This is a genomic window from Thermomicrobium sp. 4228-Ro (assembly GCF_026241205.1).
In the GTDB taxonomy this organism is placed as follows: Bacteria; Chloroflexota; Chloroflexia; order Thermomicrobiales; family Thermomicrobiaceae; genus Thermomicrobium.
In genome coordinates this window covers 708,751-721,150 of the sequence record NZ_JAPFQM010000006.1, presented here as the reverse complement: position 1 = coordinate 721,150, position 12,400 = coordinate 708,751, and the positions used below count along the sequence as shown (strand labels likewise).

General features: G+C 64.0%; 14 protein-coding genes. 8 read left to right on the top strand and 6 right to left on the bottom strand.

The features are described from left to right. The first annotated feature begins 53 nt into the window (after nucleotides 1-53). From mbhE to mnhG, 7 genes are read left to right on the top strand one after another with little or no spacing between them, the layout of a single operon-like run. Nucleotides 54-2,372 (top strand): hydrogen gas-evolving membrane-bound hydrogenase subunit E, encoded by a 2,319-nt coding sequence (gene mbhE / locus OO015_RS12740; protein WP_265941737.1) that lies wholly within the window; start codon nucleotides 54-56, stop codon nucleotides 2,370-2,372. Then, complete coding sequence (locus tag OO015_RS12735; RefSeq protein WP_265941735.1) at nucleotides 2,369-2,791, top strand: Na+/H+ antiporter subunit B; 423 nt, start codon at nucleotides 2,369-2,371, stop codon at nucleotides 2,789-2,791. The genes mbhE and OO015_RS12735 overlap by 4 nt, the downstream gene beginning before the upstream one ends. A 7-nt stretch (nucleotides 2,792-2,798) precedes the next feature. Then, a complete protein-coding gene (locus OO015_RS12730) occupies nucleotides 2,799-3,224 on the top strand; it encodes a Na+/H+ antiporter subunit C (protein ID WP_265941733.1) in 426 nt (141 codons plus the stop codon). 3 nt (nucleotides 3,225-3,227) lie between these two features. Beyond that, nucleotides 3,228-4,760 (top strand): Na+/H+ antiporter subunit D, encoded by a 1,533-nt coding sequence (locus tag OO015_RS12725; protein WP_265941731.1) that lies wholly within the window; start codon nucleotides 3,228-3,230, stop codon nucleotides 4,758-4,760. Next, nucleotides 4,757-5,230 (top strand): Na+/H+ antiporter subunit E, encoded by a 474-nt coding sequence (locus tag OO015_RS12720; protein ID WP_265941698.1) that lies wholly within the window; start codon nucleotides 4,757-4,759, stop codon nucleotides 5,228-5,230. Before OO015_RS12725 ends, OO015_RS12720 begins: the two co-directional genes overlap by 4 nt. Then, on the top strand, nucleotides 5,227-5,520 hold the full coding sequence (locus OO015_RS12715) for a monovalent cation/H+ antiporter complex subunit F (protein WP_265941696.1): 294 nt from the start codon (nucleotides 5,227-5,229) through the stop codon (nucleotides 5,518-5,520). The genes OO015_RS12720 and OO015_RS12715 overlap by 4 nt, the downstream gene beginning before the upstream one ends. After that, nucleotides 5,517-5,885, top strand: coding sequence for a monovalent cation/H(+) antiporter subunit G (gene mnhG / locus OO015_RS12710; RefSeq protein ID WP_265941694.1), 369 nt, complete (start codon nucleotides 5,517-5,519; stop codon nucleotides 5,883-5,885). Before OO015_RS12715 ends, mnhG begins: the two co-directional genes overlap by 4 nt. Before the next feature lie 88 nt (nucleotides 5,886-5,973). Here the strand turns inward: mnhG and OO015_RS12705 are convergent, their stop codons facing one another. From OO015_RS12705 to OO015_RS12680, 6 genes are all read right to left on the bottom strand, one after another. Then, nucleotides 5,974-6,204 (bottom strand): hypothetical protein, encoded by a 231-nt coding sequence (locus OO015_RS12705; protein WP_265941692.1) that lies wholly within the window; start codon nucleotides 6,202-6,204, stop codon nucleotides 5,974-5,976. A 30-nt stretch (nucleotides 6,205-6,234) separates the two neighbouring features. Further along, entirely contained in the window at nucleotides 6,235-6,579 is a 345-nt protein-coding gene (locus OO015_RS12700; protein WP_265941690.1) for a cupin domain-containing protein, read from the bottom strand. Between the two features lie 12 nt (nucleotides 6,580-6,591). Then, nucleotides 6,592-7,596: a tryptophan--tRNA ligase gene (gene trpS, locus OO015_RS12695; protein WP_265941688.1), complete on the bottom strand. Its 1,005-nt coding sequence runs from the start codon at nucleotides 7,594-7,596 to the stop codon at nucleotides 6,592-6,594. Nucleotides 7,597-7,679: 83 nt separating this feature from the next. Beyond that, nucleotides 7,680-8,096, bottom strand: a complete 417-nt coding sequence (locus OO015_RS12690; protein WP_265941687.1) for an acyl-CoA thioesterase — start codon at nucleotides 8,094-8,096, stop codon at nucleotides 7,680-7,682. Nucleotides 8,097-8,141: 45 nt separating this feature from the next. Further along, complete coding sequence (locus OO015_RS12685; protein ID WP_265941685.1) at nucleotides 8,142-9,356, bottom strand: MFS transporter; 1,215 nt, start codon at nucleotides 9,354-9,356, stop codon at nucleotides 8,142-8,144. Nucleotides 9,357-9,383: 27 nt separating this feature from the next. Further along, nucleotides 9,384-10,664, bottom strand: coding sequence for an MFS transporter (locus tag OO015_RS12680; protein ID WP_265941683.1), 1,281 nt, complete (start codon nucleotides 10,662-10,664; stop codon nucleotides 9,384-9,386). 384 nt (nucleotides 10,665-11,048) lie between these two features. Between OO015_RS12680 and OO015_RS12675 the strand changes: the two genes are divergently transcribed. Beyond that, complete coding sequence (locus tag OO015_RS12675) at nucleotides 11,049-12,335, top strand: aspartate aminotransferase family protein (RefSeq protein ID WP_265941680.1); 1,287 nt, start codon at nucleotides 11,049-11,051, stop codon at nucleotides 12,333-12,335. Nucleotides 12,336-12,400 lie beyond the last annotated feature (65 nt).

Here is a 12,400-nt window from a genome sequence, read left to right as displayed (position 1 = left end):
TGTGCCGCCGCCCCCACAGCACGAGCGTACGAAATCGAGCGGACGGAGTCGCGATGCTGTTCGGCCTCGCAGCGCTCGCTCTCCTGATCGTTCTTGCACCGATCACTGTTCCGTACCTCCGGCGGCGCTTCGGCTATCTCGTCGCGTCGATTTCCTTCCTGCTTTTCGTCTGGTTCGCTGCCCACACTCCGGAGCTTTCGCAGGACGCCCCCCGCATCGAAGTCCTACCCTGGCTTCCGACGCTCGGCAGCTCGCTGGCGTTTCGGCTCGACGGTCTCGGTGCGCTGTTCGCACTACTTATCACCGGTATCGGAGCGCTCGTGGCGCTGTATACCGTCGGCTATCTCGAAGATCATCCACGCCTCGTGCGTTTCTGGATCGTACTGCTCCTGTTCGAGCTGGCGATGCTCGCAGTGGTACTCGCTGACGACATCCTGGTGCTCTTCGTGTTCTGGGAACTCACCGGCATCGCCTCGTTCTTCCTGATCGGTTTCGCGAGCGAGCGACCACGTGCCCGCGCCAGTGCCCAGCAGGCCCTCGTCGTCACCGGTGCGGGCGGGTTGGCGCTCCTCGCTGGGCTCCTGCTCCTCGCTCTCCAGGCCTCTACCTTTCGCCTGAGCGAACTCCTCGTCACGCTCCAGGGGGCGAAGGACGAACCGATCTTTACGGCAGCTTTCATCCTCGTGCTTCTCGGTGCTGCGACCAAGTCCGCGCAGGTCCCCTTTCATTTCTGGCTCCCCAATGCCATGGAAGCACCGACGCCGGTCAGTGCCTATCTCCACTCGGCGACGATGGTCAAAGCCGGGGTGTACCTGCTCGCGCGCATGAGCCCGCTCTTCGGTACTCACCCTTGGTGGGAACCTGCCCTGGTCACGCTCGGGAGCACAACCGCCCTGCTCGGTGTGCTCTTGGCCGTACCCCAACGCGACCTCAAGCGACTCCTCGCCTACAGTACCGTCAGCGCGCTGGGAACGCTCGTGCTCTTGCTCGGACTCGGCTCGGCGGGAGCCAAGCCGTTCGCTCTGTTCCTCCTCGCTCATGCTCTGTACAAGGGCGGCGCCTTCCTCGTCACCGGGGCGATCGAGCACGCCACCGGCTCGCGAAATCTGGATCGAATCGGCAGTCTCTGGCACACGAGCCACACGCTGGCCATCGCCACCGGGCTCGTCGTCCTGGCTGCCGCCGGACTCCCACCGACCCTGAGTTACGTCGCGAAGGAAGCAGCACTCGAAGCTGGATTTCACGATACGAGCGTACTCGTTTTCATCGTTCTGTTGTTCAGCTTCACCGGACATGCTGCAGTCGCCTGGCTCCTGCTGCGACCGATCCTCACCCGCTCCGAACAGCTGCACGACCCGCACGGGGTAAACTGGACGCTCCTCGCCGGCCCGTTGCTTCTCGCGAGCACCGCACTGCTGAGCGGTGTCGTCGTCTCGCGCCTCGTTCGCCTGATCCAAGCCGTCACAGCCAGCCTGCACACGAAATCCGAGGAGTCATTCGAGCTCGCGCTCTGGCACGGCTTCACGCCAGTGCTCGGTGCGAGCAGCGTGCTGCTGGTCGTCGCGGCAGCGATCGCCCTCGTATGGCCCCGCATCCTTCGTCTCGGCGATCGCCTCGCTTTGACGACTCCTCTCGAGGAATCACCGCGGGGACTCGGGCGTTGGGGAACAGAACGCTGGTACGGTGCCACCTTGCTGGTTCTGAACCGTTTCGCGACGCTCGTCACAGGATATCTGCAGAACGGTTACCTTCGGGTCTACGTGAGCACGGTCATTCTCACCGCTCTGGCACTCGTCGGGGCAAGCATCTTCCACGCGCGGATTCCCGTCCCTGCAGACCTGCCAGCGTTCCTCGTTATCGACGTCATCGATGCGATCCTCGTCGGCATCATCGTCGTGAGCAGCCTTGTCGCCGTACGCGCCGCAGAGCGCCTTGCGGCCGTCGCTGCTCTCGGCGCACTCGGCTTCAGTCTCGCGCTGCTTTATGCCCGGTACGGTGCCCCTGACCTGGCAATCACCCAGGTGCTGGTCGATACTCTGACAGTTGTCCTCCTCGTTTTCGCCTTCTACCGACTCCCACGCTATGCTCGTCTTTCGTCGACCCGGTCGCGCGTTCGCGACGCCATCCTCGCTACCGCATTCGGCTGCATGATGGCAGGGTTCGCACTCGCGACCCACGTCTTCCGGTACCCGGAGCGGATCTCCGCATTCTTCGTCGAAGAAGCCTACCCGGCAGCCCACGGACGGAACGTCGTCAACGTGATCCTGGTCGATTTCCGTGCGTTGGATACGTTGGGCGAAATAACGGTTCTCGGCTTGGCGGCGCTCGGCGTTGCTGCTCTGCTACGCCGGAGAGGGGAACGCACCACATGACCACGCTGGCATCGATCATTCTGCGGACCGCTGTTCGCTGGATCTCCCCGTTGCTCCTGCTCTTCAGTCTCTTCTTGCTGCTGCGTGGGCACCACGAACCCGGCGGTGGCTTTGGCGGCGGCCTCGTCGCCGCGACGGCATTCGCTCTGCTCACCTTTGGGTACGACCTCTCAACGGCGAAACGCCTGCTCCGTATCCGTCCGCTCACGCTCACCGCGCTCGGGATCGCTGTCGCCTTGGCAAGTGGACTGCTTTCGCTCCTCCTCGGCGATCCGTTCCTGACCGGCTTGTGGTTGAAGATCCCGGTCACGACGGCTCTCACGCTGGAACTGGGCTCTCCGGTGCTCTTCGATATCGGCGTGTACCTGGCAGTGATCGGGGCCACGTTGACGATGCTGTTCGAGTTCGCCAAGGAGTGAGGGTACGATGGAGATCCTCTTCGCACTCATGGCCGGTCTCCTCTATGGGTGCGGTCTCTACCTTCTGCTGCGCCGGAGCATCGTGAAGGTCGTAGTAGGCTTGATCCTGCTCGGCAACGGCACGAATCTCCTGATTTTCACTGCTGGCGGCTTGATCCGTGGTCGCCCGCCGCTCGTCCCACCCGATGCCACGAGTGTTTCACCACCGTATGCCGATCCGCTTCCCCAGGCGCTCATCCTCACCGCGATCGTCATTAGCTTCGGGGTGCTCGTCTTTGCCGTCGCGCTTGTCTACCGCACCTATCGCGCACTTAGTACTGACGATCTGGACGCACTCATCACCACCGACCGGCTGGGCGAGGTGCCGGAAGCCGCTCACGCACCGATGATCCCAGCCGTTGTCGCGAGCGAGACGAACCGGGAGGAAGGCTGATCTATGGGACTGACGCTCGTCCTCCCTCTCCTCATCCCACTCGTGACAACTCTCGTGCTGTTCGCCGTGCGGCAGCGGCGACGAGTGATCTCGCACGGAATTGCCATCATCGGTGCGACACTTACCCTCCTCGCTGCAGCTGTTCTGCTCGCCGATGTCTGGACACACGGAATCCGCGTCATCGCCATCGGTCGCTGGCCACCTCCGTATGGGATCGTGCTCGTCGCCGATCTGTTCAGTTCAGCGCTCCTGGTCGTCTCCCAGCTCGTCTCCTGGGCAACAGTCGTCTACGCGACCGCTTGGATGGACCCCGACCGAGAACGTGCTGGTTTTTACCCCCTCGTCTTCGTGCTCCTTGTCGGCGTGAACGGAGCATTTCTCACCGGAGATCTGTTCAATCTCTATGTCTGGTTCGAAGTCATGCTGATGGCATCCTTCGTGCTTCTCGTCCTCGGCGTCGAGCGGGGTGAGGTCGAAGGTGGTATCAAGTACGTTTCGCTGAATCTCCTCGCTTCAACCTTTTTCCTCAGTGCTGCCGGTATCCTCTACGGCATCGCTGGAACCCTCAATCTGGCCGATCTGAGTGTGGTCCTCCCGCGTCTCGATCCCGGAATCGTCACCGTGATCGCCATGCTGTTCGCTGTTGCGTTCGGGATCAAGGCAGCGGTCTTCCCGCTGTTCTTCTGGCTACCAGCCTCCTATCACACGCCGCCGGTACCGGTGTCGGCGCTCTTCGCTGGCCTCTTGACCAAGGTTGGCGTCTATGCCTTGATCCGCGTCTTCACCCTCCTCTTCGTCCACGACCCAGGTTGGACGCATCGGATCTTGCTCGTCTGCGCCGCCTCGACCATGGTTACCGGCGTGCTCGGTGCACTCGCGCAGCAGGAGGTGCGGCGCATCCTGTCGTTCCACATCGTGAGTCAAATCGGTTACATGATCTTCGGGCTCGCTTTGCTGACGCCGCTCGGACTATCCAGTAGCGTCTACTACCTAATCCACCATATCGTGGTCAAGACGAACCTGTTTCTGATCGGTGGATTGGTCGAACGCACGGGTGGGAGCAGCCGACTCGCTAATCTCGGTGGCCTCGATCGGATACACCCCTGGCTCGGCCTGATTTTCTTGATCCCTGCGTTATCCCTGGCAGGTATCCCACCTCTCTCTGGTTTCTTCGCAAAGCTCCTGGTGATACGTGCCGGATTCGCTGCCGGAACGTACTGTGCAGTAGCAGTCGCGATCGTGGTTAGCCTGCTCACTCTCCTCTCTATGCTGAAGATTTGGAATGAGGCCTTCTGGAAAGAAGAGGGCCACGCACCGTCGAGCTCACTGCAGGCGAAGCACTCGCTCAGGCTCGTACTCCCGAGTGTGCTCCTTGCACTCGTCACCATTCTGATCGGCATCGCGGCTGAACCGGTGCTCACGCTCTCCACCGAAGCAGCCGAGCAGTTGCTCGACAACCAGGCCTATCGGGATGCAGTCCTCGGTGCACGGTCGGCACAGGTGGCATACACGTTTCCCGGGGGAGGTCACGCGTGAACGCTCTGCTCCTCAATATCTTGCTCGCTATGGTGTGGATGATGGCAGTCGGCCGCTTCACGTTCCACCAGCTTCTGCTCGGTTTCCTGCTCGGGTTCCTCGTCGTCTCGGTCGTCGAGCCACTGTGGGGCAGCGGAGCGTACGCCCGTCGCGTCTTTCGGTTCGTTCGTTTCGCTGGTTTCTTCTTCTGGGAACTCCTCCTGAGCAGTTTGCGTGTCGCCTACGATATTGTCACGCCCGAGCTGCATGCCCGCCCGCGCATCTTCGCCGTTCCACTCGATGCTCGAACCGACACAGAAGTCACGCTCGTCGCGAATTTCCTCACGCTCACTCCTGGCACGCTCTCGCTTGACGTTTCAGCCGACCGGCGGACGCTTTATGTCCACACCATGTACGCCGAGAGTCGTGAGCAGTTTATCGCTGAGGTCAAGCGCGGGCTCGAAGCGCGACTTCTGGAGGTTCTGCGATGATCGAGCAGTTGATCGGGCTCCCGACCGACTCACCGTTCCTCGTCGGAGCGATGCTCCTGCTCGTCCTCGCGCTCGTGCTCGCCTTCGCGCGTGTCGTGCGCGGCCCGACGATTCCGGATCGCGTCGTTGCGCTCGACATGATGGCGACGCTCGTCGTCGGGCTGCTGCTCCTGCTCGGCGCCGTACTCCGGATGCTCGCCATCGTCGATATCGCGATCGTGCTCGCGCTCATCGCTTTCCTCAGCACGGTCGCCTTCGCTTCGCTCGTCGAACGGAGGACGCGCGAATGACGGACGTCGTGACCGGTCTCCTGGCCCTCTCCGGTTCCTCGCTCATGCTGATCGCAGCACTCGGCCTGCTCCGCATGCCTGATTTCTACACACGCATGCAAGCGGCCGCGAAGGCTGGAACGCTCGGCATCCTGCTCGTCGTGACCGCCACCGGCCTCGTCCTCGGCAGCCTCTCCGCGCTGCTCCACGCGCTGCTCGCCAGCTTGTTTTTCCTCCTGACGACACCGATCGCGACGCACCTTCTGGGCCGCGCTGCGTACCTCTCGGGGATCCGTCCATGGGTGCTCGAGGATGATCTCGCCGGGCGCTACCACCCCGAGACGCACGAACTGGAAAGCGCGCCTGACGCGGGCTCGTCGCCCTGAACGACACGACGAACCGGCAAAAACACGCAGGGCGGCCCGTTTTCAGAACCGCCCTACGCTCCAGCAGTGCGATTGGGACATCAAGACCTTACGCCTTCTCGGTGCTCTCCGGCGTCTGCTGCTGGCGCGCCCGCTTGGCCTCGCGCCAGCGCAGCATCGCGACTGCATCGTCTTGCGTCAAGGGCACCCGGCCGCGCTCCGTCTGCCGGTACTTGAACGGATACCGCTGCGGGATGCTGTGCTTCGGCTGCTTGAGCCGCTGGTTGATCCGCTTGGCAGCTTGCCGGCGAAGCTTCCGTGCCATCGATTCGACCGACATCGTGCGTTCCTCCGTTCCTCTCCAGCTTCGTCAGGGCGCTTGCTCGCGCCGCGGTACGAACGTATTCAACGTCTCGACTTCCTCATCGCCGACGACGCGTGCTCCGTGCGCCACACCACCCGGGATCACGATGACGTCACCCGGCTCACCGAGCAGCTCGGTGCCATCGATCTCGAACGCGAGCGTCCCACGGAGCACGACGGTGATCTGTTCTTCCGGATGCGCATGGACGGGGAACACCGAGCCGGGCGCATACCGGTATCGGACGAGCGTCTGGCGCTCAGCGTTTACCGTCTGCCGGATCACACCCGGTCGGGGCACCTCTTCCGGCATAGTCGACCACCGATACAGGGTAACGCGTTCCGCAGCAGCCATCGGCCGATCCGTTCAATCGAGCGGCGGGAGCCCCAGTCCACAGCGCTCGCGGACCACCGCCATCTTGGCTGCAGCCAGCTCGCGTGCCTTGGCAGCCCCCTCGTGCAGCGTGCGGATCACGATACGCGGATCCGACATCAGCTCGTCGAGCTTCGCCTGAATCGGTGCGAGCGCATGAACGATAACTTCAGCCAGATCCTGTTTGAACTGCCCGTACCCTTTGCCGGCATAGCGCGCCTCGAGTTCCGGTATCGGGATGCCCGAGAGCAGCGAATAGATCGTGAGCAGGTTCGCGATCGCCGGTTTCCGCTCCTCGTCGTAGCGAATGACCGTCTCCGAGTCGGTCACCGCCTTGCGGATCTTGCGCCGGATCACGTCCGGTGGGTCACGGAGTTCGATCCGGCTGTCCGGGTCCGGATCGCTCTTGCTCATCTTCTTGGACGGGTCGGTCAGCGACATGATGCGTGCCCCGGCGGGCTTGATGTCCGGCTCCGGCACGACGAACGTCTCGCCGAATGTGTGGTTGAAGCGGATCGCGAGATCGCGCGTCAGCTCGATGTGCTGCTTCTGGTCCTCACCCACCGGCACGACGGCAGCATCGTAGAGCAAGATATCGGCGGCCTGCAGAACCGGGTAGAAGAACAATCCCGCTCCAACCCGTTCGTTTCCTTTCGATTTCTCCTTGAACTGCGTCATCCGCCGCAGCTCACCGAACGTGGCGAGCGTACCCAGGATCCAGCAGAGCTCCGTATGCTCGCGCACGTCCGATTGGACGAACAGGATCGAGCGCTCGGGGTCGATCCCAGCTGCGAGCAGGACACTCGCGACTTCGAGCGTCCGCTGCCGGAGCTCGCGAGGATCGTACGGCACGGTCATCGCGTGCAAATCGACGATACTGAAGATGTTCTCGTACTGATCCTGCTGGAGCACCCAGTTCCGGATCGCCCCAAGGTAGTTTCCCAAGTGAATGCCACCAGTCGGTTGGATTCCCGAGAACGCGCGCGGCTTCCCCGCCATCCTCGCTCCTCCTGCATTCCGACGGGAGAGGATACCACGAGCTGGAAGATCAGCTTCTCCCTCTTCGCTGCGGCACGGAACGTTCAACCACCGTCGTCTGCCTCGAGTGCCCGCCGGAGTTCCTCCGGGATCGGTACCGGCCGCATGGAGTCCACATCGACGAAGACCTGGACCATATGGCCTGTCACTGCCGGTTCAGCTTCGCCCTCTTTGACGAGGGCGAAATCGAGCCGCAGCGACGAACGGCCGATCGTACTCACCCAGAGCTGGCAGGTACCGCGATCGAAAATCCAGAGCGGGCGATGGTAATCCGCCTCCACGTGCACGCGCGGGTTGGCCAGCCGTCGCTCACGCATCAGGCGGATCGTGTCGAAACCGAGACCGCTGAACAGCTCGTGTTCCGCCTGCATCACGTAGCGGAACACATTCGGGTAGAAGACCAGCTGTGCGGCATCGGCGTCGCCCCAGTAGACGACGAACGGCACCTCGACTCGGCGCACGATCCCTCCTTCCCGGACTCGCTTTCGCACACGTGTCGCCAACTCTCACACCAACGATCGCACGCGGGATTCCGGCACGGTCGCCCGCTCCGTCACGCGCATCACCAGCGAGGCCGGGAGGGCGAGCGCGACCAGCGCGACACCGGCAACGGTGAACGGCACCCACTGACCGAGTCCGTAGAGAGCCGAACTGCCCAAGGCACTCAGCGCTGCACCGGCGATACCGGCCGTCGTATAGGCCCCTTGGACGCGCCCTTGGTGCTCCGGCCCCGCGATCGTCGAGAGATAGGCATCCACCGACGGGATCAGCAACCCAACCAGCGCTCCCTCCACGGCAGCGAGGAGAAGCAGTACCGGCACCGACGGGATACCGTAACTCACGACGATCATTCCGAGACAGAGCGCCAAGATGGTCATGCGGCGCCAGCGCGGTCGACGATTCGCCAGCCGTCCACCGACGGGGAGCGTCAAGAGATTCGTCACCGAGAAGGCTGTGTACGAGAGCCCCAATGCCAACTCGCTGGCACCGAGTTCACTGAGGTAGATACTCCAGATCCCGCTGAAGATGCCCACCGGAACCTCGAACCCGAACGCCAGGAGCATCGCCGCGAAGAGCGGTGGCCCGAGGAGTGGACGGAAGGAACCGCCCGTCACCGTGCGCGTCACCTCGTCCCGCACGGCGATCAGTCGCCGGAAAGCGAAGGCAGCCGGGACGACCAGTACCATCTCCCCCAGGCCGCTGAGCACGAGCAGCGGCACCTTCCCGACGACACTGACTAAGAGCCCACCGAGTGCAGGGCCGAGTAACCAGCCGACGTTGAGCATGCTCCAGAACGCGGCAAAGGCTTCGCCCCGGCGCTCCACCGGCGCGAGATCGACGATCAGTGCACGGACAGCCGGATAGATCAACGACAGGCCGATTCCTTGCACCAGCCGCAACGCGACGAATGCCCAGGTCGATTCTGCCCAGGCGAAAGCAGCCGTCGCTGCCCCCTCGATGAGCAGACCCGCCATCACTGGTCTGGCGCGCCCGATGCGATCGGCCAGCGCTCCAGCGGGGAACTGAAACACGAGTTGCGCGAGCAGGAAGGTCGAGGCCATCAAGCCGATCGTTCCGTAGGAGGCGCCCCGGTCGCGCGCGACCAACGGGAGGAACGGCACGACGAACCCGCTCACCAGTCCTGCCAGCAGGGTCAGACCGAGCACTGCGCGGAGCGCCGGTTGCCGGAAGACCCACGGTCGGGGTATCAGGTCACGCATGCCGCTACGCTCCTCGCGATCGCCGATTCAGCGGACGCGCGTCACTGCCCGCGGCTGCTCGCCGAGAAGCGTCGGGCGACGCAGGATGGGAAAACGTGCGGCAACCATCACGATCGCGAGCATCGCGCTCAGCGTGAGCAGCGTGACCGCCCGTGGCGCGCCCCAGACATCCGCGATCGCACCGGCCGGCAAAGTCCCCACCGGTAACAAGCCCCAGGTCAGCAAATAGACGCTCAGCACCCGCCCCCGAATCTGGTCATCCACTGCAAGCTGCAAGAGCGTGTTCGTCGATGCCATGTACACCGCCCCTGTCGCCCCCGCCACGAACAAGAAGAGCGCAGCGAGCCAGGGTACTGGCGCGTGCGCGAAAGCGAACACTGCAGCCGCGAAGGCGAGCACACTCGCCACGAGAATGCGCGGTGACTCGCCGAACCGGCGGCGAGCTGCGACCGCGACGGAGCCGATGACGGCTCCCAGGCCGTTCAGAGCCATCAACACCCCAAGGCCGGTCGCACCGAGTCCCAGTTCGTCCCGCGCGAAGACCGGCAGAAAATTGGTGTAGGGGAAGACGAGCAGGGTCGGCAGCGCCGCCAGCCCCATCAGAGCTCGGAGCTGCTCGCGCCGCCAAACCGCTTCCAGCCCCTCGACGAACGAGCGCCAAAAACCGCTCCTGCGCGTGGTGGGTCGAACGCGTGGGAGCCGCACCGTGATCACGACCGAGAGCACCTGGAAGACTGCACAGACCGCGAAGGCTCCAGGCATTCCGAGGAGCCCGACGAGCGGCCCGGCCAACGCCGGGCCGACGATACGCGGCGCATTTTGGGCCGTCGAAGTGAGGGCGACCGCATTGGCGAGCGCCTCGCGCCCGACGAGGTTCCCCACGAGCGCGCTGCGCGTCGCGAAGACGAAGGCCATCCCTGCCCCGGAGAGAAATGCGGCGAGCAGAAGCTGCCACGGATGCAGCCAGCCGAACCACAGGAAAAGCACCAGCACGACCGTGACCAGGGCGACGACGACCTGCGCTGCCAGCAGGACGAACCGGCGGTCGAACCGATCGATGAGGACACCAGCCGGCAGACTGACGATGAGCATGGGGATCCCGCTGAGAAAGCCCGTGAGGCCGACGAAGAATGGTGAGTCGGTGAGGAGCAAGGCGAGCCAGCCAGCGAGGAGCGACCACATCCAGAAGGCAGCATTCGTCGTCAAGGTCGTCCCGAACAACACGCGAAAGGCCGGATACATGCGCAACGAGTAGAGTACATCGACCCGGTCCGTCATCGACCGTGCATCGTCGCTTTCCTGCGCCATGACTCCTCCCACACGCGCCCCATGCTATCACGGTAGCGAGCGATCCGCGAACGAGTCAGCGCTCCCTCGCGCCCCTCCTCACTGGGATCGGACAACCTGCCAGCTGGCCTCGCTCCGATGCGCTCCAACCCGCTTCCCGCTCTGAACGCAATGGGCGCACCGCGAACACTGCCTCGACGTCGGTGACGGCAGCGCAGTCGACAGGGAAGACGCGCCGCGTGCGTCCGAGCAGGAACGGCCGTCAGACAGTGCGGCCGACCTGGGACAGCCCCGCTTTCGGTCGGGCCACCGTCATCTCGATCTCCGCACGATCCGCCACCCCGTGCTTCCGGTTACAATCCTGGCGTATGAGCGTGGCTGTTCAGCGTGGTCGAGGAGTGCGGTATGGGAACGATCGAAAAATATCGCGAATACGTCTGCACGAGCTTCGTCGCCGCAGTCGAGCCAGTCGTCGTCGCTCGTGCGTCCGGCGCGACCGTGTTCGACGTCGAGGGGCGCGAGTACATCGACTGCTTCGCTGGCATCGCCGTTACCAACGCCGGCCACTGCCATCCCAAGGTCGTCGCGGCAGCCAAGGCGCAGGCCGACAAGCTCGTGCATGCCGCTAGTTACGTCTACCATGTACCGGTGGTCGCTGATCTGGCGGAGCGGCTCGCCCAGATCACACCGGGCCGGCTCAAGAAGACGTTCTTCGGGAACAGCGGTGCCGAAGGAATCGAGACGGCACTCCGCATGGCGAAGGCGTACACCGGGAGGAACGAGTTCATCGCGCTGACCCACTCGTTCCACGGGCGTACGGTCGGCACGCTCTCGGTCACCGGCAACATGCTGCGCAAGAAGCGCGGTGGTCCCTACCTCCCCGGCGTGGCTTTCGCTCCCGCTCCGTATCTCTACCGGAACCCCTTCGGAACGGACGACCCGGAAGTCCTCGCCCAGCGCTGCGCCGAGATGGTCGAGTGGGCGATCAAGTACCAGACGTCCGGCAACGTGGCTGCCTTCATCGCCGAACCGGTCATGGGCGAGGGCGGCATCATCGTGCCACCGGCCAACTATTTCCGCTACGTCAAGGACGTGCTCGACCGCTACGGCATCCTCTTCATCGTCGACGAAGTGCAGAGCGGCTTCGGACGGACCGGCAAGCTCTTCGCGATCGAGCATTACGGCGTCGAGCCGGACATCATGGTGATGGCCAAGGGAATCGCCGATGGCTTCCCGCTCTCGGCTTGCATCGCCCGCGCCGAGATCGCCGACGCCTTCCAGCCCGGCGAGCACCTCTCCACCTTCGGGGGCAATCCGGTCTCCTGCGCCGCTGCACTGGCGAACATCGACGTCATGCTGGAAGAAGACGTGCCCGGTCAGGCCGCCCGCAAGGGAGAACAGGCGCTGGCGCAGCTGCGCGAACTGGCTGCCGAGCACGAGCTGATCGGCGACGTACGCGGGATCGGCCTCATGATCGGCGTCGAACTCGTTACCGACCGAACGACCAAAGAGCCAGCCGCGAAGCACGCTGCCGCGCTCCGGGCCTACTGCCGCGAGCATGGCGTCCTGATCGGTGTGGGCGGGCAAGAGGGAAACGTCGTTCGTATCCAGCCACCGCTGACGATCGGCTGGGAGCAGCTGGAGCGCGCGCTGGCCGTCTTCGCCGACGGGCTCCGCGCGGTGAGCAGCTGACTGACAGGCCGGATCGACAGCGTTGTGCGCTCATGCCGGGACAGGTCGCCTGCCCTGCCCGTGCG